This window comes from Gracilibacillus massiliensis, from assembly GCF_001458115.1.
Classification (GTDB): Bacteria; Bacillota; Bacilli; order Bacillales; family Amphibacillaceae; genus Gracilibacillus; species Gracilibacillus massiliensis.
This window is the reverse complement of record NZ_CZRP01000012.1, coordinates 858,150-881,646: the sequence shown is the minus strand read 5'-3', so window position 1 is coordinate 881,646 and position 23,497 is coordinate 858,150. Positions and strand designations below refer to the sequence as shown.

General features: G+C 36.2%; 22 protein-coding genes. 21 read left to right on the top strand and 1 reads right to left on the bottom strand.

Going from position 1 to position 23,497, the window contains the following annotated elements; genetic code table 11:
• Positions 1-36: 36 nt before the first annotated feature.
• Positions 37-270: an acyl carrier protein gene (gene acpP, locus BN3107_RS11900; RefSeq protein WP_058307847.1), complete on the top strand. Its 234-nt coding sequence runs from the start codon at positions 37-39 to the stop codon at positions 268-270.
• A gap of 388 nt (positions 271-658) precedes the next feature.
• Positions 659-1,345 (top strand): ribonuclease III, encoded by a 687-nt coding sequence (gene rnc, locus BN3107_RS11895; RefSeq protein WP_058307846.1) that lies wholly within the window; start codon positions 659-661, stop codon positions 1,343-1,345.
• A 610-nt stretch (positions 1,346-1,955) separates the two neighbouring features.
• Here the strand turns inward: rnc and BN3107_RS11890 are convergent.
• Positions 1,956-2,177, bottom strand: a complete 222-nt coding sequence (locus tag BN3107_RS11890; RefSeq protein WP_058307845.1) for a DUF1128 domain-containing protein — start codon at positions 2,175-2,177, stop codon at positions 1,956-1,958.
• Positions 2,178-2,323: 146 nt separating this feature from the next.
• Here BN3107_RS11890 and smc point away from each other — a divergent pair, with 146 nt between their 5' ends.
• The 19 genes from smc to topA all read left to right on the top strand — a co-directional run bounded on the left by smc (position 2,324) and on the right by topA (position 22,843).
• On the top strand, positions 2,324-5,890 hold the full coding sequence (gene smc, locus BN3107_RS11885; RefSeq protein WP_058307844.1) for a chromosome segregation protein SMC: 3,567 nt from the start codon (positions 2,324-2,326) through the stop codon (positions 5,888-5,890).
• Positions 5,891-5,906: 16 nt separating this feature from the next.
• Positions 5,907-6,902 (top strand): signal recognition particle-docking protein FtsY, encoded by a 996-nt coding sequence (gene ftsY / locus BN3107_RS11880; RefSeq protein WP_058307843.1) that lies wholly within the window; start codon positions 5,907-5,909, stop codon positions 6,900-6,902.
• A 78-nt stretch (positions 6,903-6,980) separates the two neighbouring features.
• The gene (locus BN3107_RS11875; protein WP_058307842.1) at positions 6,981-7,304 is read left to right on the top strand and encodes a putative DNA-binding protein; all 324 of its coding nucleotides are present in this window, start codon (positions 6,981-6,983) and stop codon (positions 7,302-7,304) included.
• 12 nt (positions 7,305-7,316) lie between these two features.
• Positions 7,317-8,678 carry a signal recognition particle protein gene (gene ffh, locus BN3107_RS11870; RefSeq protein ID WP_058307841.1) on the top strand — a complete coding sequence of 454 codons (1,362 nt, stop codon included), beginning with the start codon at positions 7,317-7,319 and terminating at the stop codon, positions 8,676-8,678.
• Positions 8,679-8,756: 78 nt separating this feature from the next.
• Entirely contained in the window at positions 8,757-9,026 is a 270-nt protein-coding gene (gene rpsP / locus BN3107_RS11865; protein ID WP_058307840.1) for a 30S ribosomal protein S16, read from the top strand.
• 19 nt (positions 9,027-9,045) lie between these two features.
• Positions 9,046-9,273 (top strand): KH domain-containing protein, encoded by a 228-nt coding sequence (locus BN3107_RS11860; protein WP_058307839.1) that lies wholly within the window; start codon positions 9,046-9,048, stop codon positions 9,271-9,273.
• 703 nt (positions 9,274-9,976) lie between these two features.
• Positions 9,977-10,363, top strand: coding sequence for a YlqD family protein (locus tag BN3107_RS11855; protein WP_058307838.1), 387 nt, complete (start codon positions 9,977-9,979; stop codon positions 10,361-10,363).
• An 18-nt stretch (positions 10,364-10,381) separates the two neighbouring features.
• Positions 10,382-10,888, top strand: coding sequence for a ribosome maturation factor RimM (gene rimM, locus BN3107_RS11850; RefSeq protein ID WP_058307837.1), 507 nt, complete (start codon positions 10,382-10,384; stop codon positions 10,886-10,888).
• Complete coding sequence (gene trmD, locus BN3107_RS11845) at positions 10,888-11,631, top strand: tRNA (guanosine(37)-N1)-methyltransferase TrmD (protein ID WP_058307836.1); 744 nt, start codon at positions 10,888-10,890, stop codon at positions 11,629-11,631. Before rimM ends, trmD begins: the two co-directional genes overlap by 1 nt.
• A 121-nt stretch (positions 11,632-11,752) precedes the next feature.
• A complete protein-coding gene (rplS, locus tag BN3107_RS11840; protein WP_058307835.1) occupies positions 11,753-12,097 on the top strand; it encodes a 50S ribosomal protein L19 in 345 nt (114 codons plus the stop codon).
• Between the two features lie 184 nt (positions 12,098-12,281).
• On the top strand, positions 12,282-12,833 hold the full coding sequence (lepB, locus tag BN3107_RS11835; protein ID WP_058307834.1) for a signal peptidase I: 552 nt from the start codon (positions 12,282-12,284) through the stop codon (positions 12,831-12,833).
• A gap of 27 nt (positions 12,834-12,860) precedes the next feature.
• Positions 12,861-13,715 carry a ribosome biogenesis GTPase YlqF gene (ylqF, locus tag BN3107_RS11830; RefSeq protein WP_058307833.1) on the top strand — a complete coding sequence of 285 codons (855 nt, stop codon included), beginning with the start codon at positions 12,861-12,863 and terminating at the stop codon, positions 13,713-13,715.
• A 70-nt stretch (positions 13,716-13,785) separates the two neighbouring features.
• Entirely contained in the window at positions 13,786-14,553 is a 768-nt protein-coding gene (locus tag BN3107_RS11825) for a ribonuclease HII (protein ID WP_058307832.1), read from the top strand.
• Between the two features lie 12 nt (positions 14,554-14,565).
• Entirely contained in the window at positions 14,566-16,614 is a 2,049-nt protein-coding gene (locus tag BN3107_RS11820; RefSeq protein WP_058307831.1) for a magnesium transporter CorA family protein, read from the top strand.
• The gene (locus BN3107_RS11815) at positions 16,611-16,898 is read left to right on the top strand and encodes an EscU/YscU/HrcU family type III secretion system export apparatus switch protein (RefSeq protein ID WP_058307830.1); all 288 of its coding nucleotides are present in this window, start codon (positions 16,611-16,613) and stop codon (positions 16,896-16,898) included. Before BN3107_RS11820 ends, BN3107_RS11815 begins: the two co-directional genes overlap by 4 nt.
• A gap of 644 nt (positions 16,899-17,542) precedes the next feature.
• The gene (sucC, locus tag BN3107_RS11810; protein ID WP_058307829.1) at positions 17,543-18,709 is read left to right on the top strand and encodes an ADP-forming succinate--CoA ligase subunit beta; all 1,167 of its coding nucleotides are present in this window, start codon (positions 17,543-17,545) and stop codon (positions 18,707-18,709) included.
• 39 nt (positions 18,710-18,748) lie between these two features.
• A complete protein-coding gene (gene sucD / locus BN3107_RS11805; RefSeq protein ID WP_058307828.1) occupies positions 18,749-19,651 on the top strand; it encodes a succinate--CoA ligase subunit alpha in 903 nt (300 codons plus the stop codon).
• A gap of 69 nt (positions 19,652-19,720) precedes the next feature.
• Positions 19,721-20,617, top strand: a complete 897-nt coding sequence (gene dprA / locus BN3107_RS11800) for a DNA-processing protein DprA (RefSeq protein WP_058307827.1) — start codon at positions 19,721-19,723, stop codon at positions 20,615-20,617.
• 147 nt (positions 20,618-20,764) lie between these two features.
• Positions 20,765-22,843 (top strand): type I DNA topoisomerase, encoded by a 2,079-nt coding sequence (gene topA / locus BN3107_RS11795; RefSeq protein WP_058307826.1) that lies wholly within the window; start codon positions 20,765-20,767, stop codon positions 22,841-22,843.
• The last annotated feature ends 654 nt before the right edge of the window (positions 22,844-23,497 follow it).

Below are 23,497 nucleotides of genomic sequence, written 5' to 3'. Positions count from 1 at the left end.
TGATAGGTATACTCTTTGAAAGGGGGTGACGGAAAAATGGCAGATACATTTGAAAAAGTGAAGCAGATCGTTGTCGATCGTCTTGATGTGGATGAGGATAAAGTAACACTAGAAGCTTCATTTAAAGATGATCTAGAAGCAGACTCTTTAGATGTGGTGGAACTTGTTATGGAGCTTGAAGACGAATTCGACCTAGAAATTGCTGATGAAGATGCAGAAAAGATTTCTACAGTAGGTGATGCTGTAAATTACATAAACAGCAACCAATAATTTTTGTCTAAAGATAGAAAAGTCTTACTGGTGTAAGGCTTTTCTGTTATCTTTTATGTAGCTAAGAAAGTATATAAGTGGCGTCATGTCTAGCTCCGAGCGCCAGAAACTAGGCGACTTCACGAAATCGCCCTACGATAAAGAAGACTTGCCGATTGGTTAAAACAGAGGCTTAGTCGCCCTTATGCCTTCAGGCGAAAGTCATCATCGGCTCGCAAGCTCACCGTGATTCCTTTATCTCAGTTGATTCGCTCCAGTCGCTACGTTTCTATGCGGCCGCTCTGCGCCTTTCTTATAGATAAAAAGTATTACAAATAAGGGTTGGCGATACGCTGAGTTTCCTATATAATTATGTCAATGAGTGATTTCAGGTTGGTAGGTGAATATTTTGACGGATTTTACATTGTTTCAGAAAGAATTGGGAATACGTTTTGATGATGAAAAATTATTAAGACAAGCTTTTACACATTCATCTTATGTGAATGAGCACCGGAAAAAGAATTTATTGGATAATGAAAGATTAGAGTTTTTAGGTGATGCGGTATTGGAATTAGGAGTATCTCAATATCTTTACCGAGAATATAATGAACTTGAAGAAGGAGATCTGACGAAACTTAGAGCCTCGATTGTATGTGAACCTGCCTTAGTAAAATTTGCAGAATCATTAGATTTCAGCAAATTTGTATTGCTTGGTAAGGGGGAGGAAATGACTGGTGGTCGCAATCGTCCAGCGCTACTAGCAGATGTCTTTGAAGCTTTTATTGGTGCATTATATTTGGATCAAGGATATGAAGAAGTCATCACTTTTTTAACAAAATATGTTTATCCTCAAATTACAACCGGTGCTTTTTCGCATACGATGGATTATAAAAGTCAATTGCAAGAAACGGTACAACAACATAAAAATAAGTTAGTGGAGTATGCGATAGTGGATGAAAAAGGTCCTGCACATGACCGGGAATTTTTTGCTGTGGTAACGATTAACAGTAAAACGGCTGGTAAAGGTGTGGGCAGAACAAAAAAAGAAGCAGAACAACGAGCAGCCAAACAAGCCCTAGACGCATTACCAAACTAAAAACACCCTCCTATTTCAAACAAATAGGAGGGTGTTTTTGATACAGTAGACGCTAATTCAGAAAGTAATGAAAACTTCATCGCTTAAAGGATAATGATGAGTGAACTACTACCGCTACGGAAAAACACTCCCTTTCCGGGGGCACGGCTGAAGCTAACTTGGTAAAGAAAACCACTTTACCAAGTGGATCTTCAGCTCGTGCTGTTCCCCCAGGAGTGTCGCATTTTTCCTCCGCTTTGTACAGATGTCTGTTCAAGTACGATGAAATATGAAATGACATCAATTGTCTAGCACTGACTTTATTTGTAGAACATTACTAAAGCGTAGTCCATTTACGTAGACTCTGGCGGGATCAGCGTCTTCCGAAGACCCCGCAGGAAAAGCGCTCTTTGCTTTTCTGAGGAGGCTGAGGTGACGCCCAACAGCATAGAAAACACTACGAAAGCTTTGCTTGAGTAGATGTTGCACTTGTGCCCTTGGGTGAAAGCGAAGTAAATGGACGGAGCTTTTTCATGCCACTCATCCTAATTTCAAAGTGAGCAGTGATTCTTACTTCGCAGATTAGTTTTAATATCGCTGCTTACTTTTTTGCTAGATTTTTAGGTGTTTGTTATTTTCGGTAGTTTTTTAGTTCTGCGATGAATGCTTGGGTTTCGGCTACTGTTAGTTTTCCTTTTTGTTTTAAAAGGTCGTATAATCCTTTTAATTCATCGTATTTATTAATATCGTAATCCTTTGGATCCATAATCGACTCGTTTACGACTTGAAGCATTCTTCCCATTTCATGAATAATATGTGCTAAGTTTTCTTCGTTTCTTTCTTCTAAATTCAAGTATATTCACTCCTATATTCGTATTTTGGTAATCTTCCTTCTCACACTCTACTCTTTATGATAAAATAAATAGGTTGAAATGCAAAGGATAAATTGTGTTTCGAGACTATATTCGTCTTTTAAAGACAATAAATAGGGGTTTTAACATGTATTTAAAACAATTAGATACAATTGGTTTTAAATCTTTCGCTGAACGAGTAAAAATCGAATTTGTAACTGGTGTTACCGCTGTAGTTGGACCAAATGGCAGTGGGAAAAGTAATATTACCGATGCCATTCGCTGGGTGCTTGGTGAGCAATCTGCCAAGTCTTTACGTGGTGTAAAGATGGAGGATATTATTTTCCAAGGTAGTGATACTCGAAAAGCGTTAAATGTTGCGGAAGTAACATTAGTATTGGATAATTCCGATAACCGATTACCTGTAGATTATCAGGAAGTAAGTGTGACACGTAGAGTTTATCGTTCTGGTGAAAGTGAATTTTTAATGAATAAACAACCCTGTCGCCTAAAGGATATTACGGAACTTTTCCTTGATTCAGGATTAGGTCGTGAAGCATTTTCGATTATTAGCCAAGGTAAAGTGGAGGAAATTTTAAGCTCCAAGTCGGAAGAGCGAAGAGTGATTTTCGAAGAAGCGGCTGGTGTATTAAAATATAAAAATCGCAAAAAACAAGCAGAATACAAACTTGCTGAAACACAAGAGAACCTAAATCGTGTTGAAGATATTATATATGAAATAGATGGTCAATTGGAGCCATTAGAACAGCAGGCCACCATTGCTAAAGAATATTTAGCTCAAAAAGAACGCCTGAAAAATATTGAAGTAGGATTATTAGCAAAAGAAATTGAACAACTTCATGATAACTGGGAGAATTCCCAGAAAGAAATAGATGAAAAAAACCAATCGTTAACAAACAAACAACAATGGATCGAAGCGAGAGAGACAGAAAACACGCAATATAAAGAACAAATTCAACAAGTGGATGAACAAATCACCCAACTGCAAGAAAAGTTACTTGTGGTAACGCAAGAACTGGAAGGTTTAGAAGGTAATAAAAAAATCTTTCGTGAACGACTTCATCATTTTCAAGAAAATAAAGAGAAGCTAGAACAAGAAATAACCGAAACAGAAAAGAAAAAAGCGGTACTTATTCAAAATGCAGAAAATGAACAACAATTATTGATACAAAGAAGACAACAGAATCAACATGTTTCAAAACAAATTCAATCGTTAGAAGAACAATTAGAAAAAGGCAAAAATACGATTGAAGAAGATATTGAATCATTAAAAAGCGATTATATTGAATTATTGAATGAACAAGCAGCAAAGCGCAATGAAAAACATTCGATTCAGCAACAGTTAGATCGAATGAAAGGTAAAGAAACTGTCCAATCATCTAAATGGCAACACCTTCATCAAGAGCGTATTAAATTAAGAGATAATGTTGAAGATGCAGAGGGTAAATTGAAGCACCAAGAACAACAATTACATACAATTCAAACCGATTTTGACCAATTAGATCGAAAAATCACGGTAGAATCCAAGCTATTGGATGATATGCAGCAAAAGTTGTTTAAAGGCTATCAAATGGTAGAGAATTTAAAGTCTAAGAAAGAAATGCTAGAAGATCTAAAAGAAGATTTTCAAGGATTCTATTTTGGTGTAAAGGAAGTATTGAAGGCAAGAGAACAAAAGGTACTGACAGGGGTTCACGGGGCAATTCCTGAGCTTATTGAATTTGATGACAGTCTGGTAGATGCAATGGAAACGGCATTAGGTGCACAAGCACAACATATTGTAGTCGATTCAGAAAAATCTGCACGAGAAGCAATTCAGTGGTTAAAAAAGACAAATAAGGGTAGAGCAACTTTTTTACCAATCACATCGATGAAACCAAAACAATTACCAAGTAATATGATTAGCATGTTAGAAGATGATAAGGACTATCTAGGAGTAGCAGTAGATCTCATTAACTTTGATAACAGATACAAAGCTGTTATGCAAGCTTTGCTAGGAAATGTGATTATCTCGACAACGTTAGCTGCTGCTAATAAATTTGCTCAACAGACTGGGCGAAGATACCGAATTGTCACCCTTGATGGTGATGTTGTCAATCCTGGAGGGTCGATGTCAGGTGGGGCTAAAAAGAAGAACAATCAGTCATTATTTACTCGTGATCGTGAATTGAAAAGCTTATCTAAAAAGTATAAAGAATACCAACTAAGAGTCAATGATTACGAAAGCCAAATCAATACCCAGAAAGCTGAACTGAAACGTTTAGAGCTAACTAAAAGTGAGCAACTCGATCAATTAGAAGAGATAAAATCAACCTATCAATCACAGCAGAGTAACTATAAAGAGTGGAAATTATCTCTGGAACATTTAAATGATCAATTATCGATATATGATCAAGATAAGATGCAACAGGAAGAAGATCGTAAATATTTAGTGGAGCAAGCGGATCAAATAGAGAAAAGTTTAGTAACGTTGCAAGAAAAATTACAATCGTTAGATAAGCAAATAGAAGAATTAACCGATCAACATCAAAATTTTGAAGCGCAAGAGGAACAGTTAAAGCAAGAGTTACAAGCGCTACGCGTGCAACAAGCAGAAACAAGAAGCCAGCTAACTAATCAAAAAGAAAAAGTAGAACAAGCTCAAGCAGACTCAACAGAGATCCAATTAGCACTTGAAGATAAACAAAATCAATTGAACCAATTAATAGAAGTTAAAAATAATCAACAAACCGAAGAAGAAATTGATCAAGAAATTGAGGGAAAGAGAACGGAAAAAGACCAGCAACAAGAAAAACTTCAACAAATTCGTGGTCAACGTTTAGAAACACAACAAAAAATAACAACTTTAGAGGAGTCAATTAAGCAAGCGCAAAAAGAAGTATCTCATTTGCAACAGGAAATTCAGTCGATCGAAATTAAACGAAACCGACTCGATCTTGATTTGGAAAATCGTTTGCAATTTTTAGAAACAGAGTACAACATTACGTTTGAGAAAGCTAAAATTGATTTCGAACAACCTGAACATTTAGATGAGGCAAAACAACAAGTGAAATTAATTAAGAAATCAATTGAAGAATTAGGAAATGTTAATCTAGGTGCAATTGATGAATATGAAAGAATTAAGGAAAGATATGAATTTTTAACTAGCCAGCAAGAAGATTTAGTAGAAGCAAAAAGAACCTTATATGATATTATAGCTGAGATGGATGAAGAAATGACTCGACGATTTGAAGAGACTTTCACCCAAATCAAAGACGAATTCACGGTTGTCTTTGAGCGATTATTCGGTGGGGGACATGCAGAGTTAAAATTAACGGATCCAGATCAACTATTAGATACGGGTGTCGATATTATTGCTCAACCACCAGGGAAAAAGCTACAGCAATTAGGTTTATTATCAGGTGGAGAAAGAGCTTTGACCGCTATTGCATTATTATTTGCTATATTACGAGTTCGCCCTGTTCCTTTTTGTGTGCTTGATGAAGTAGAAGCGGCATTAGATGAAGCAAATGTTACTCGATTTGCGCAATATTTAAAGCATTACAGTAAAGATACACAATTTATTGTGATCACCCATCGAAAAGGTACAATGGAAGAGTCAGACGTGTTATACGGTGTGACCATGCAGGAATCTGGTGTGTCACGGTTAGTATCCGTTAAGTTAGAAGAGGCACCAGAATTATTGGAAGCATAATAAAGGAGGTAAAACCTTGAGTTTTTTTAAAAAGTTAAAAGAGAAGTTTCAAACAAATGAAGAAAATGAAGAAGTATCTGATAAATATAAAGATGGTCTTAGTAAGACGAGAAAATCTTTTTCTGAAAAAATCAATGATCTCGTTGCACGATACCGGAAAGTAGATGAAGAATTTTTTGAAGATTTGGAAGAAGTGCTGATCTCTGCTGATGTTGGTGTATCAACTGTAATGGAATTAATTGAAGAATTAGAAATGGAAGTTAAAAGACAAAACATTAAAGATACCAAAGAAGTAAAGCAGGTTATATCAGAAAAATTGGTTGAAATTTATCAAGGTGATGATGATCAAGAGGATAATACGGATTTAAACATGCAAGAAAATGAATTGACGATTATTCTTTTTGTTGGCGTAAATGGTGTAGGAAAAACTACTACTATTGGAAAATTAGCGCATCAATTGAAGTCAGAAGGTAAAGAAGTAATACTAACGGCAGGTGACACGTTCCGCGCTGGTGCCATTGAGCAATTAAATGAATGGGGTAAGCGTGTCGGTGTCGATGTGATTAAACATAGTGAAGGCAGTGATCCAGCAGCAGTTATTTATGATGGTATTCAAGCAGCAAAATCACGTCAAGCAGATGTGTTGTTGTGTGACACTGCAGGTCGACTGCAAAATAAAGTGAACCTTATGAACGAATTATCCAAGGTAAAAAGAGTAATAGAACGAGAAGTACCTAATGCTCCCCATGAAGTGTTATTAGTATTAGATGCTACCACAGGTCAAAATGCCTTAAGCCAAGCGAAAACATTTTCGCAAGCAACGGATGTTTCAGGTATCGTATTAACGAAATTAGATGGTACGGCTAAAGGTGGTATCGTGTTAGCAATCAGAAATGAGCTAGGTATACCAGTTAAATTGGTAGGACTTGGTGAAAAAGTAACAGATCTTCAAGAGTTTGACCCACATGCCTTTGTTTATGGACTATTTGCTGATATGCTAGAAGATGAATAACCTTTAGGCTTGACAGTACTTCATTATCATGAGTAGACTTTAGTGTAAAGGTATTTTACTTAACGAGGAGTCCTTTTTATGTTAGAAAAGACGACAAGGATTAATGCTCTTTATGATTTTTATCACAAGTTATTAACAGATAAACAAAAGAATTATATGGAGATGTATTATTTAGAAGATTTTTCTCTAGGAGAAATCTCAGAAACGGCAAATGTATCCAGGCAAGCGATCTATGATAATATTCGTCGAACCGAGCAAATGTTAGAAGAGTATGAAGAGAAATTAGGTCTATATCAGAAGTTTTTACAAAGACAAGAATTATTACTTGAATTAAGCGACATGATAGAGCCTAATGATCAAACATTAAGAAATAAAATTGATAAGATAATTGAAATGGAATAGGGGGCATTATCTATGGCATTTGAAGGTTTAGCCGACCGCCTACAGAATACAATACAAAAAATTAAGGGAAAAGGTAAAGTTACCGAACAAGATGTCAAAGAAATGACTAGAGAAGTTCGACTTGCACTTTTAGAAGCGGACGTAAACTTCAAAGTTGTGAAAGATTTTATTAAAAAAGTAAAAGAACGTGCTATTGGTCAGGAAGTTATGGAAAGTTTAACACCTGGTCAACAAGTAATAAAAGTAGTAAAAGAAGAACTAACAGCTTTAATGGGTGGAGACGAGAGTAAAATTGCTGTTGCGGATAAACCACCTACAGTTATCATGATGGTAGGTTTACAAGGTGCAGGTAAAACAACCACAACGGGTAAACTGGCTAATCTTTTACGAAAAAAATATAACCGTAAACCTTTATTGGTAGCTGCTGACGTATATCGACCAGCTGCAATTGACCAATTAGAAACACTTGGTAAACAATTGAATATGCCGGTATATTCTGAAGGAACCGATGCGAATCCGGTTGATATTGTTAATAAAGCAATGGCTCATGCCAAAGAAGAACATTTAGATTATGTTTTAATAGATACTGCTGGTCGATTGCACATTGACAATGACTTAATGGATGAATTAGTTCAAATTAAACAAAATGTAAATCCTGATGAAGTATTTTTAGTGGTCGACTCGATGACAGGTCAAGATGCTGTCAATGTTGCAGAAAGTTTTAATGAACAGTTAGAAGTTTCAGGTGTGGTCCTAACGAAACTAGATGGTGATACACGTGGTGGTGCTGCCCTTTCTATTAAAGCTGTTACCGATAAGCCGATCAAATTCGCTGGTATGGGTGAAAAGTTAGATCAAATAGAAGTGTTCCATCCTGAGCGTATGGCTTCACGTATACTAGGTATGGGTGATGTGCTGTCCTTAATCGAAAAGGCGCAGGAAAATGTAGATGAGAAAAGAGCGAAAGAGCTAGAAGAGAAGATGCGTTCTGCTACTTTTACATTCGATGACTTTTTAGAACAAATGGGCCAAGTGAAAAATATGGGACCACTTGATGAATTGATGGATATGATACCTGGTGCAAACAAGATGAAAGGTCTGAAGAATGTCGATTTTGATGAGAAACAGATTGCACATGTAGAAGCGATCATTCAATCGATGACTGCAAAAGAGCGTCAAGATCCTAGTTTAATGAATGCAGGTAGAAGAAAACGAATAGCTAAAGGTTCCGGCCGTTCTGTTTCTGAAGTCAATCGATTATTAAAACAGTTTGAAGAGATGAAGAAAATGATGAAACAGATGACAAATATGCAGCAAGGAAAGAAAGGGAAAAAGGGTAAAAAGCCAAAAGGATTAAATTTTCCGTTCATGTAAGGTAAAAACCCTTTACAGACTAAAATAAATCTGATACAATTCTATCTTGTGTGAGATATTTATATGGAGGTGTTAAACATGGCAGTAAAAATTCGCTTAAAGCGTATGGGTTCTAAAAGAAATCCATTCTATCGTATCGTAGTTGCGGATTCTCGTTCACCACGTGATGGACGTATTATCGAGCAAATTGGAACATATAACCCGGTTGTTAATCCGGTTGAAGTGAAATTAGATGATGAAAAAGCACTTGATTGGATGACAAAAGGTGCAAAACCAAGTGATACGGTGCGTAACTTATTCTCAAACGAAGGCATCATGAAGAAATTCCACGAATCAAAAAATCAATAACAAAGTGATGTGATTCGCGATGAAATCTTTGATTGAAACAATAGTAGAACCATTAGTCGATCACCCGGCAGACATTGTTGTCACTGAAAGAGAAGAGGAAAACAAGATTGTTTACCATCTCGAAGTGCATGAGAATGATGTTGGTAAAGTGATCGGAAAAAATGGACGCATTGCCAAATCAATACGAACAGTTGTATATGCAGCTGGAATGAAATCTAACAAGAAAATCTACTTAGATATCATGTAAAAAAGAGGGCGGGCAACCACCCTCTTTTTTGTATGAAAATAATCTGTAGAAATGTATATAAAAATAAAACTGCTACGAAGTAAGTGTTACTGCTCACTTTGAAAATTTCATGAGTGGTATGCAAAAAGCTCCGTCCATTTACTTCGCTTTTACCACGGGCATAAGTCAACATCTTTTCAAGCAAGCTTTCAAAGTGTTTCCTATACCGCGGACGTCACCTCAGCCTCCTCGGCAGAAGATCACTGCCTGTGGGGTCTTCGGAAGACGCTATTCCCGCTGGAGTCTACGTAAATGGACTGCGCTTTAGTATTGTTCTACAAATAAAGTTAGTGTATGACTATTGATGTCATTTCATATTTCATCGTACTTGAACAGTCATCTATAAAAAGCGGAGGAAAAATGCGACACTCCTGGGGGAACAGCGCGAGCTTCAGCTAACTTTGGAAAGTGGTTTTCTTTCCAAAGTTAGCTGAAGCCGTGCCCCCGGAAAGGGAGTGTTTTTCCGTAGCGTTGGATTTACACTCATCTAAATTCTTTATAATAATTGTCACAAGTTCGGAGTTTGTGTCTACTGTGGCATAATTTATCATGCGTTTTATTAGTTGGCTCTGTTTTGTTGTAGACACTTGCGCTTTGGTTTGTTGACGTGCTATTCTTTTGTTAGGTATGTCCATACTTTTTTGGTATGAGGGAGAGGCTAAAGATGAATATTATAAGAAAAGTCGCCGTAAAAAAAATTGTTACCGATGATAGTAAGGCAGAGCTAAGAGAAGAATACCAACTGAAAATTTTTAAATTGGAACAAGAGTGTGAGCAATTAAAATTTGAACAGAAGAAACTAGAACATCAGGCAGCAAATAAGAAAGCAAACATCACCGCAAGATTCCACAAAGAAATATCCAATCGCAAGGATCAGATAAAATGGAACAAATACAAACTAGAGCAATTGGAGATTTTACCAACGGGCAGTGAAATGAACGATGGAGAAGTGGAAGCAATGATTGAAATAGAAGAAGGTATGGATTGGGATAACTTAACAGAGCAAAAATCAATTATTGTCAAAGATGGCATAATAACTAAAATTACATAATAGGTGGTCTTGAAATAGATGGAACTTTTAAAAGTAGGCAAAATAGTTAATACGCATGGTATAAAAGGTGAGATTAAAGTTTTAAGAATTACGGACTTTGAAGATCGTTTTGAGTTAGGATCAAAGTTAGTAATAAGAGATAATGATAATTTGGTGGAAGTCACTATTGACGGTCACCGCATTCATAAAAACTTCGATTTATTACACTTAAAAGGCTATGAGAACATTAATGAAGTAGAACAGTATAAAGGTGCATTTCTTTTCATTACAAAAGAAGAAGCAACCGAATTGGATGATAATGAGTTCTACTATCATGAAATTATTGGCTGCAGTGTTGAAACAATGGGCGGTGATATAATCGGTAATGTGACAGAAATACTCTCACCAGGTGCTAATGATGTATGGGTCGTAAAAAACAATAAAGGTAAAGAATATTTAATTCCTTATATTGAACAAGTAGTTAAAGAAGTAGATATAAATGAACAATTGATTAAAATAGAACCGATGGAAGGGCTATTTGAATAATGAGAATAGATATACTATCGTTATTTCCAGAAATGTTTGAAGGAGTGTTACAATCTTCTATTTTAAAAAAAGCCCATCAATCTGGAGCTTTTCAATATAATTATGTGAATTTTCGTGATTATACAGATAATAAGCATAATAAAGTAGATGATTACCCATACGGTGGGGGTGCAGGAATGGTTTTAAAACCACAACCTATTTTTGATGCCGTGGAAGCAATTGAAAACGAAACAACCGAAAAGCCTCGTGTCATCTTAATGTGTCCACAAGGTCAACCTTACAATCAAAAAAAAGCAGAAGAACTGGCGAAGGAAGAACATTTAATTTTTATTTGTGGCCATTATGAAGGTTATGATGAGCGAATACGGACAAATCTTGTAACGGATGAGATTTCAATAGGAGATTATGTGCTTACTGGTGGAGAACTAGGTGCAATGGTAGTGATGGATAGTGTGGTTCGATTATTACCTGGAGTGCTTGGTAATGTTGATTCTGCAATTCAAGATTCATTTTCTACCGGATTATTAGAGCATCCACATTATACGAGACCCGCAAATTTTCGCGGTTTAAAAGTACCGGACGTTCTACTATCTGGTAATCACGCTCATATTAATGAGTGGCGACGCAAAGAAGCATTGAAAAGAACCTATTTTAGAAGACACGATTTACTAGAGCATCAAGAGTTAACTGAGCAAGATCAAAAGTGGTTAAAAGAATGGCAAGCCTCTCAAGAAAATAGTTGAAAACGGCCGCTTATTATGATATATTGATAGTTGTGCTTAAGTGAACGCTTAAGGTATAAAAACGATGTTCCGCTATCGTATTACTTCGGTATGAGCATTAGTTTGGAAGGAGTGTATCAGAATGCAACAATTAATCGAAGAAATTACAAAGGATCAACTTAAAACGGACTTACCTGAATTTCGTGCAGGTGATACTGTAAAAGTTCACGTGAAGGTTGTCGAAGGTAACCGTGAACGTATCCAGGTTTTTGAAGGTGTTGTCATTAAACGCCAAAACGGTGGTATTAGTGAAACATTTACAGTTCGTAAAATTTCTTACGGTGTAGGGGTTGAACGTACGTTCCCTGTGCATTCACCACGTCTTGCGAAAATCGAAGTAACTCGTCGTGGTAAAGTTCGTCGTGCGAAGCTTTATTACCTACGTAATTTACGTGGTAAGGCAGCGCGTATTAAAGAAATTCGCTAAATGTATGGTAAAAAGGAGCTTGCGTTGTCAGGCTCCTTTTTCTTCTATATAATTATCTTTATTACGATGTAATCAATTGTAATATCCTTGCTTTAAGATTTGAATTGTAACAAAGAAGTTAAGCTTGGTATAAACGGAAGTCTCACTTTATAAAACTAGGAACGATTATGGAGGATCTTATTACATGGCAACAAAAAAGAATGATTGGGTGGACTGGTTAAAAACAATTATTATTACAGCAATCATTGTGATTTTGTTTCGCATGTTTATTGCAGTTCCGATCGTTGTAGAAGGTCCATCAATGCTTCCAACATTAGAAAATAAAGATCGATTAATTGTTAATAAATTTAGTTTAATGTTTAGTGAACCAGACCGTTTTGATGTTGTCGTTTTTCATGCTACCGCAAAAAAGGATTACATAAAAAGGGTGATTGGTTTACCTGGAGATTCCGTTATTTATAAAGACGATCAATTATACATAAATGGTGAGCCTGTTGCGGAACCATTTCTCGATAAGGGAATAGATAAAGATCGATCAAGATATACAGCTAATTTCACATTAGAAGATATAGCAGGTAATTCAGAAATAGTTCCTGAAGGACATGTTTTTGTTCTTGGTGATAATAGACCAAATTCTACGGATAGTAGACATTTAGGATATATACCGGTAGAGCAAATTGTCGGCATCGCAGGAGTTACATATTGGCCATTTGAGAACATAGGCCTTGTAAAATAAGTTTGTGCACCATGGAGGTGATTAAACATGCCAATTCAGTGGTTTCCTGGGCATATGGCGAAAGCAAAAAGAGAAGTACAAGAAAAGCTCAAGCTAGTTGATTTTGTGATTGAGCTTGTCGATGCACGAACACCTAAATCTTCACAAAATCCCTTATTACAACAAATATTGAATCAGAAACCTAAAATGACTGTTTTAATGAAAGATGACTTAGCTGATCCAGCATGGACAAAGGAATGGTTGGATCACCTTTCTGACCAAGGAATAAAAGCTATCACGGTTAATGTTAATGAACAAAACGATATTCAGAAAGTGATAAGCACAGCAAAAGAAGTTGCCAAAGTGAAAATGGAACGCCACAAAAAAAAGGGTGTTCGACCAAGACCAGCAAGAGCGATGATTATCGGTATTCCTAATGTAGGTAAATCTACATTAATTAATCGTCTGGTTCATAAAAAAATAGCCAAAACAGGGGATCGACCAGGGGTAACTAAAAACCAACAGTGGATTAAAGTCAAAAAAGATTTCGAATTATTAGATACTCCAGGAATTTTATGGCCTAAATTTGAAGAAGAAGTGGTAGGTTATCGATTAGCTGCAATTGGAACGATTAAAGATCAATTATTACCAACAGAAGATGTGGCTGCATTTGTGATTAAATATCTTCAAGAATATTATCCAAATATTTTAATAGAGCGATATGATCTACAACAAGATCTGCTGGATATGAATGATATTTTTGAACAAATAGGTAAACGAAGAGGCTGTCTTGAATCGGGTGGTCATATAAATTTTGAAAAAACAGCCGATGTTATTCTACAAGATCTACGAACAGGAAAACTCGGGAAGATTACGTTTGAGAAACCATATAATGAAGAATAAAGACATTCGTCAATGAATGTCTTCATTTTTTTGAAAAAATGCCGATATTTTAGGAAATGAGGTAATAAAGTTGAAAGATAAGTGGACGATTAATCAGATAAAAAATTATTTATTTAGTGATGAAAAAGCTTCCCAAGATATCTTGACAAAGTTATACAGTGATCCGCGCAAAGGTGTAAAAAAAATGCTAACTCAATATGAAAATAGATTGAAGGCACAGCAAGCAGAGGAAGAACATTTTCTTGAAATAAGCCGATTTGAGCAGGAACTGTGGAAAAAAGATCTTACACATATAGTAGGAGTCGATGAGGTAGGTAGAGGTCCGTTGGCAGGTCCTGTTGTCGCTGCTGCTGTTATTTTGCCTAACAACTTTAAATTGTTAGGAATTAACGACTCGAAAAAATTATCGAAGAAAAAACGAGAATTATATTCTCAATATATAACAACACATGCGTTAGATTATAGTATAGGAGTCGTAGATGCAGCTGAAATAGATCAAATTAATATATTACAGGCTTCCAAAAAAGCTATGTATCAGGCAATTAATGGTCTTGAGCAAATAGATTATGTGTTAATTGATGCGGTTAAATTAGAAAAATTATCAGTTCCAAGTGATGCGATTATTAAAGGTGATCAAAAAAGTATTTCGATTGCAGCAGCAAGTATCGTTGCAAAAGTAACACGTGATAAAATGATGGAGAATATACATGAAGAATATCCGAGTTATGCGTTTAATAAAAATAGTGGTTATGGTACGAAAGACCATTTAAAAGCGATAGAAGATAATGGTTTAACCAGCTATCATCGTCGTAGTTTTTTGAAGTCTCTATACAATTAGGAGGTTACTAAAATGGTGAACATGCAGTCTTTTTCTAATGCACTAAGAGCTGAGAATACACGTCTAAACAATGCCCAGTCGAGCCTTAGGCCTGGTCAAATGTTAACTGGTAAAGTTCTAGAATTATATCCGAATCAAAAAGCTTCGATTCAGCTTGGTGGTTCTCAAATTGTAGCACAATTGGAAACAGCACTGTCTTCTAAACAGGATTATTTATTTCAAGTAACCTCTGTCGGTGATTTAATCCGTTTAAAAAAAATAAGCGAAGCTCCTATTCAGAACCGAATGTTAAGTGACCAAGTGATGCAACAAATGGGATTATCGAATAATCGAGCATTAAAAGCATTTATGCAACAAGTAATGAATCAAAATATTCCATTTCGTTCTCAAGATATTCAAGCAATTGCGAACTTAATCGAACAATTTGGTGGATCCAGTAGTAATCGTGAGTTAATGCAAATGATGTTACAAAAAGGGTTGCCTTTAACAGACAGTGTATTTAGAAATTTACAAAGCTATCAATCATCACAGCTAGGTCAGCAAATCAGTCAACTTCAACAAACACTGCAGCAAGCAGGACAGTCTCAAGTATCAATGGCAAACTTACAACAACAATTAGCTATATTTGGATCTAGTAATCGAGATGCAGCAATGATGCTTCGTCAATTCGTACAAACGAACCAACAAGCACTTCAAAATACGAATCAAGTTAGTACTCAAATCTTACAGCAAATGTCATCCGCAAATGGATTAGCAAGTACACAATTGCAGAATACTGCCCAACAGATAGATCAAGTTTTACAGCAACAATTGCCTTTAAGCTCAAATAAAATGCAAACCTTTCAGACCTTTTTGAATCGTTTTAGTCAAGTAGTCCAGCAAGAGGGTGCTACGGATTCATTGAAACATATATTTCAACAACATCCGCTTTTTTCAAAAGTAATGCAAGTATTGCCACAACAAGATAAAAATCAAATACAACAATGGTTGCAGCAACCACAGCCTTCAATAGCGCAGCAACAACAATCATCATCAATTTTACAAAACCTAGCAAGTCAACAATTAACACAACAAGATCAAAATGTTTTACGATCTTTTTTACTACATATGAACCAAGTGGATAACGATGCTCTAAGTGTACGTGATCAGTTTCTTCATGTACTTAAGCATTTTGTCAATACTAGTGGCATACAGGACGAAGCGCGTATAGCAAATACGAATAACACGCCAGCTAATATCTCGACTCTTATGCAATCTATAAAAAGTGTTTTACCTACTATGGAACAGCCAATATTTCAGCAATGGTTACAACAGACACAACCATCTGCAGCCCAAAATCAGCAAATCGCTGATATGATTCAACGCATCAATGTACAGCAATTACCACAAGTAGAACAGAATGTGGTCCGTAATCTTCTGACATTTTTAGATGCGACAGATCAGCCGTTTAGCAAAGAACAAATTATGCAAGCGATTCGACAGTTCTTTTCTCAATCAGATTCATCTGTTCAACAATTACGAGATCAAGATTTATCTTTAAAACAAAATTTATTACAAGCAAGCCAACAGACAACAGATTTTGCTGGTGACCGAATTCAACGTCTCGTTCAAACTTTAACAGGAATGCAAATAAATATGGTTCAAGATGATCAAACATTATTACAACAAAACTTCCAAATACCTGGTGAACGATTTGGTTTGGCACAGGATATTCGTATGCAGTTTGAAGGAAAACAAAAAAATGAAACTGGTGAGATAGATCCCGATTATTGTCGTATATTGTTTCATCTTGATTTAAATAACCTTGGCGAAACAATGATGACATTATCGATCCAGAAGCGGGTAATAAATATCACGGTTTATAATGATTCACTGTTAATTAAACCATTGATAGATCAATTTAAACCAATGTTAAAACAGAAATTAGATGGATTGGATTATCAATTATCTTCTGTGTCAAATAAGTTATTGAGTGACTCTGAAGCTTCATCTACAGGGATGAATTCCTCGCGCCAATCTTATCCCGCAACGCCAAAAGAAGGGATTGATTTTAGAGTATGAATGAACAGGATAGATATCGAAAAAGAGCGGCAGCCTTACAGTATGATTTTGAAAGTGATGATGCGCCTAAAGTTACGGCAACAGGTAAAGGTTATGTAGCAGAAGAGATAATCGAAAAAGCGAAAGCAAACAATGTCCCGATTCAATCAGATCCTACGTTAGTAGAGTTGCTTTCACAGTTGAATATAAATGAGCACATTCCAGAAGAACTATACCAAGTGGTAGCAGAAGTCTTTGCCTATATCTATCAAGTCGATCAAAAAGTAGGCAAAAAAAACAGATAGCATTCCTTACCTCTTCACTAACATAACTTCAGCAAAGACACAAACTGCGAATTTGTGACAATTCGTTTAAAGGACTTAGATGAATGTAAATCCAGCGCTACGGAAAAACACTCCCTTTCCGGGGGCACGGCTTCAGCTAACTTTGGAAAGAAGAACACTTTCCAAAGTGGATCTTCAGCTCGTGCTGTTCCCCCAGGAGTGTCGCATTTTTCCTCCGCTTTGTATAGACGTCTGTTCAAGTACGATGAAATAATCTATCATATCAATATTCTTGCAGCTACTTTATTTGTAGAACATTACTAAAGCGTAGTCCATTTACATAGACTCCAGCGGGAACAGCGTCTTCAGAAGACCCCGCAAGAAAAGCGCTCTTTTGCTTTTCTGAGGAGGCTGAGGTGACGCCCGCGGAAAGCGAAGTAAATGGACGGAGCTTTTTGCATACCACTTATCATAATTTCAAAGTGAGCAGTAACTCTTACTTCGCAGTTTAGTTTTACAGTCCCTTAAATGACATTTTCTTTAAAAAAGTAGCGCTTTTATTGCTATCTCAAAAAAACATTGGAATAATCATAGTATTTTCTAGACAATTGTCGATAGTTTTCTTACAATGAGAATGCAGTGATTAATTGATGGGAGGATGAAAGATGAATATTCACGAGTATCAAGGCAAAGAGATTTTGCGTAGTTACGGTGTAGCTGTACCGAACGGAAAAGTAGCATATACAGTAGATGAAGCTGTAGAAGCTGCAAAAGAATTAGGTACAAAAGTATCGGTTGTAAAAGCTCAAATTCACGCTGGGGGTAGAGGAAAAGCAGGCGGTGTGAAGGTAGCGAAAAATATCGATGAAGTCCGTACATATGCAGATGAAATTCTAGGTAAAACACTAGTAACACATCAAACAGGTCCAGAGGGCAAAGAAGTAAAGCGTTTACTAATTGAAGAAGGTTGTGACATTCAAAGAGAATACTATGTCGGTCTTGTATTAGACCGAGCTACTTCAAAGGTGACAATGATGGCCTCTGAAGAAGGCGGAACAGAAATTGAAGAGGTGGCAGCTGAAACACCTGAAAAAATCTTTAAAGAAGTGATTGATCCTGTAACAGGCCTATTACCATATCAGGCAAGAAGACTAGCTTTCAACATCAATATTCCAGCTGAATATTTGTCGAAAGCCGTTAAATTCATGATGGGATTATACCAAGTATTTGTCGAAAAAGATTGTTCAATTGCCGAAATCAATCCATTAGTAACAACTGGTGATGGTAATGTTTTAGCATTAGATGCAAAAATGAATTTCGACGATAATGCTTTATTCCGTCAAAAAGATATTGTCGAGTATCGTGATCTCGATGAAGAAGATGAAAAAGAAATCGAAGCATCTAAATATGACCTAAGCTACATTGCATTAGATGGCAATATCGGCTGTATGGTTAACGGTGCTGGTCTTGCAATGGCTACAATGGATATTATCAAACACTATAATGGCGATCCGGCTAACTTCTTAGATGTTGGGGGCGGCGCTACTGCAGAGAAAGTAACAGAAGCATTTAAGATCATCTTATCCGACGACAACGTAAAAGGTATTTTTGTTAATATCTTTGGCGGTATTATGAAATGTGATGTTATTGCAGAAGGTGTCGTAACAGCAACGAAGGAAGTTGGTTTAACCATTCCTTTAGTAGTTCGTCTTGAGGGTACTAATGTTGATGCTGGAAAGAAAATTTTAGCGGATTCCGGTTTGAATATTACGCCAGCAGAATCAATGGCAGACGGTGCAGAAAAAATTGTTGCACTTGTTAATGAAAACTAAAAAAGTTTATCTCTAAAGGAAAAAGGAGGATCCATTTACATGAGTGTATTTATTAATAAAGATACAAAAGTGCTTGTACAAGGTATCACTGGTTCAACAGCACTTTTCCATACAAAGCAAATGTTAGATTATGGTACAAAAATTGTTGGTGGGGTAACACCTAAAAAAGGTGGTACAGAAGTGGAAGGTGTACCCGTTTTTAACACAGTTATCGAAGCTGTTAACGAAACAGGCGCAAATGCCTCCGTAATTTATGTACCTGCACCGTTCGCAGCAGATGCGATTATCGAAGCAGTAGATGCTGAATTAGATTTAGTTATTTGTATCACCGAGCATATTCCGGTTATGGATATGGTAAAAGTAAAACGTTATATGGAAGGCAAGAAAACGAGATTAGTAGGTCCAAACTGCCCGGGTGTCATTACACCTGAAGAATGTAAAATTGGTATTATGCCTGGCTACATTCATAAAAAAGGACATATTGGTGTTGTTTCACGTTCAGGTACCTTAACATATGAAGCGGTACATCAATTATCAGAGAACGGTTTTGGTCAGTCTACTGCGGTAGGTATTGGTGGAGACCCTGTTAATGGCACAGACTTTATCGATGCTTTAAAAGCGTTTAATGAAGACCCTGAGACAGAAGCAGTTATGATGATAGGTGAAATTGGTGGTACGGCAGAAGAAGAAGCTGCTGAATGGGTAAAAGCCAATATGACAAAACCAGTTGTTGGGTTTATTGGTGGCGCTACAGCACCTCCTGGGAAACGCATGGGACACGCTGGTGCGATTATCTCGGGTGGAAAAGGTACTGCTGAAGAAAAAATTAAAACAATGAATAATTGTGGCATTGAAGTGGCAGAAACACCATCGGTAATGGGTGAAACACTAATCGGTGTTTTAAAAGATAAAGGCTTATATGATAAATGTAAAACACATTAATTAATAAGTACATGGATAGGCTGGGATTGATCCTGGCTTATTCATGTTTTAAAAAAAGGAAGTGGATATATGGATAAAAGAGAGTGGCGACTGATACACCTTCATCACATTAAAGGAATGAGCAGGTCATTATTAAGAAAAGTAATCAATTATGATCCTAATTTAGAACAAATTTATCATTGGAAAAAAGAAAAGTGGCAAGATCTATTTAATATAAGTGACCAAAAGGCGAAATATATAGTAGAACAACTTAACAATAAGTCCATTCAAAGAAAAGTAGTTCGTCACGTTAAGACATACCAGGTCATCACTATTTTTAGTGAGAATTATCCCGCAAGTTTAAAAGTCATCCCAGACCCACCTCTCGTTTTATACCTCCATGGCAATCCGTCATTACTTACAAATTCACCTAACCTTAGTGTTGTTGGAACCAGATACCCTTCTAAATATGCTTTGTCTATTATGAATCAAATTCTAATCCCATTATTTAAATTCAATATTGTGATTACAAGTGGTATGGCAAAAGGGATTGATGGATTCGCACATCAACTAGCATTGCAACATAATAATCCTACAATTGCTGTATTAGGTGGTGGGTTTCAGCACATTTATCCAAAAGAAAATCTATCTTTATTTAATCAATTAGCAAAAGAAAATCTTATTATATCTGAATATCCACCAGACCAGCCCCCCAAAAAATATCATTTCCCAGAAAGAAATCGAATCATAAGTGGCTTAAGTTTTGGAACGCTTGTGATCGAGGCAAAAAAAAAGAGTGGTACACTTATAACGGTAGATCAAGCTTTAGAACAGGGGAAAGAAGTGTTTGCCATCCCAGGATCTATCCTTGCAGAAACAAGTTCAGGCTGTAATCAGCTTATTCAAGATGGGGCTAAACTGATTCAATCGAGCAATGATATATTAGAAGAATGTAATTTGACACAACCTTTTGAAATCAAAAATTAACCTTTTTATACATTTTTTCTGTTGCTTTGTTTGACAAACACTAACAAAGTATTTAATAATAGGGAAGATTTATCATATCTAATAACAAACTATTATAGTATAAGAGAATATGAACTTGAAACTACCTCTTGGGAGGGTTAAAAATTTATGGCACAATATCTAGTTATCGTTGAATCACCAGCAAAAGCAAAAACTATTGAAAGATATTTAGGCAAAAGGTATAAAGTAAAAGCATCTATGGGACATGTAAGGGATTTACCCAAAAGTCAAACAGGTGTGGACGTAAAAAATGATTATGAACCTAAATATATAACCATACGTGGAAAAGGTCCCGTTTTAAAAGAATTAAAAACTGCTGCAAAAAAAGCAGATAAAATCTACCTCGCAGCCGATCCCGATCGTGAGGGTGAAGCTATAGCATGGCATTTAGCACACAGTCTAAATATTGATTTGAATTCCGATTGTCGTGTTGTATTTAATGAAATTACCAAAGACGCGGTTAAGGATTCTTTTAAGCAGCCAAGAAAGATTAATATGGATTTAGTGGATGCTCAACAAGCGAGAAGAATTTTAGACCGCTTAGTAGGTTACAATATTAGTCCATTATTATGGCAAAAAATAAAAAAAGGTTTAAGTGCAGGTCGTGTGCAATCAGTAGCAGTTAAGATGATCATTGATCGAGAAAATGAAATTAAAAACTTCAAACCAGAAGAGTATTGGAGTATTGAATCGATATTTAAAAAAGGCAGACAATCTTTTGATGGAGCTTTTTATGGTATTGATGGTAAGAAAAAAGCCTTACATTCTAAAGCCGATGTAGAGCAAATTTTATCGACACTAAAAGGCAATGACTTTTTAGTAGATAAAGTAAACAAAAGAGAACGCAAAAGAAATCCTTCTCCAGCATTTACTACTTCATCATTGCAACAAGAAGCTGCCAGAAAATTGAATTTCCGAGCGCGTAAAACAATGATGGTAGCGCAACAACTTTACGAAGGTATTGATTTAGGAAAAAAAGATGGTGGAATCAATGGTTTGATCACATATATGCGTACAGATTCAACCAGAGTCTCCAACACAGCTAAAGATCAAGCAAAAGAGTATATTGAACATAAATATGGAAAAGAATACAGTGGTTCGAATAGAAAATCAAAAAATTCAGAAGGTGCTCAAGATGCTCACGAAGCAATTAGACCGACGAATGCTCTAAGGGATCCTCAATCATTAAAAACGGTGTTATCCAGGGATCAACTTAAATTATACAAATTAATTTGGGAGCGATTTATTGCGAGTCAAATGGCCCCAGCTGTTATGGATACAATGACGGTTCACCTAACCAATCAAGGTGTTGAATTTCGAGCGAATGGTTCGAAAATTAAATTTAAAGGATTTATGTCAGTCTATATCGAAAGCTCTGATGATCAACAAAAACACAAAGATAAATGGTTACCAGATTTAAAAGAAGGCGAAACTGTAAAATCAGAAAAAATTACACCAAATCAACACTTTACACAACCGCCACCAAGATATACGGAAGCAAGACTAGTAAAGACAATGGAAGAAAAGGGTATTGGTAGACCATCTACATATGCCCCGACATTAGACACGATTCAAAGAAGAGGTTATGTTGCTTTAGATAATCGTCGTTTTGTGCCAACCGAGTTAGGTGAAATTGTTACAGACGTGATGGAAGAATTTTTCCCAGAGATAATTGATGTAGCATTCACTGTTAAAATGGAAGGCGACTTAGATGCTGTAGAAGAAGGCAAAACAGAATGGATCAAGATCATTGACCAATTCTATCAAGGTTTTGATAAACGATTAGAAAAAGCAGAAAAAGAAATGGAAAAGGTAGAAATTCGCGACGAACCTGCTGGTATTGATTGTGAAAAATGTGGTCATGAAATGGTTTATAAAATGGGCAGGTACGGAAAATTTTTAGCTTGTTCTAATTTCCCTGATTGTCGTAACACAAAACCAATTTTAAAAGAGATTGGTGTTAATTGTCCTGATTGTAAGGATGGAAACATTGTAGAAAGAAAGACAAAGAAGCGCAGAACCTTTTATGGTTGCGATAATTATCCGAAATGTGAGTTTATTTCGTGGGATAAACCTGTTGGAAGAAGCTGTCCAAAATGTAATAAAATGCTCGTCGAGAAGAAATCAAAGAAAAAAGCACAAGTCCAATGTTCCTCTTGTGATTATAAAGAAGAAGAACAAGGCTAATAGTTGAATGAGTAAAAAACTATAGATCTTGCAATTAATAAAATCCAAACGATCGATCGAAATCCCATTCGATATCGCTTGGGTTTTTTTTATATATGATAGAAGGGAAAGTACGATATAAACTTGAGGTAATTATGAGATTTTGTATGTGCTATGAAACCGCTCCGGCTTGTCCGCTTTCCTTTCCGCAGGTTTTTCATCTCAGCTAACTTTTTAAAGCAAAGAACGCTTTAAAAAGTGGATCTTCGAAGAAAAACATCCTGCAGGAGAAAAAGCAGACGCCTGCGCTTTGTATACTCTACAACTCAAGAAAGAATAATCATGTTGGCTTTATTCACCATTATCTTTGAATTTTCTATTAGAGTACTTTTTATGGTTATCTTTATAATTTGAGCAATCATTTTAGTAATCATCCAAAATATTAGCATTTGCAAGCTTTGTACAGTTGTATTGAGCGTAGGCGGCCATTTCGACTCCTAAGGGATCAGCGCGATCTGAAGATCCACTTTGCAAAGTTAGCTGAAGACGCGCCCCTAGGAAAGCGAAGTGGGCAAGCCGTAGCGTTACTTCGCACATATAACATTTCAAAATTACCATATGTCTTGCTGAACATTATTCTTCTTTTGTACATTATATTATTTACGTTGTTTGTTT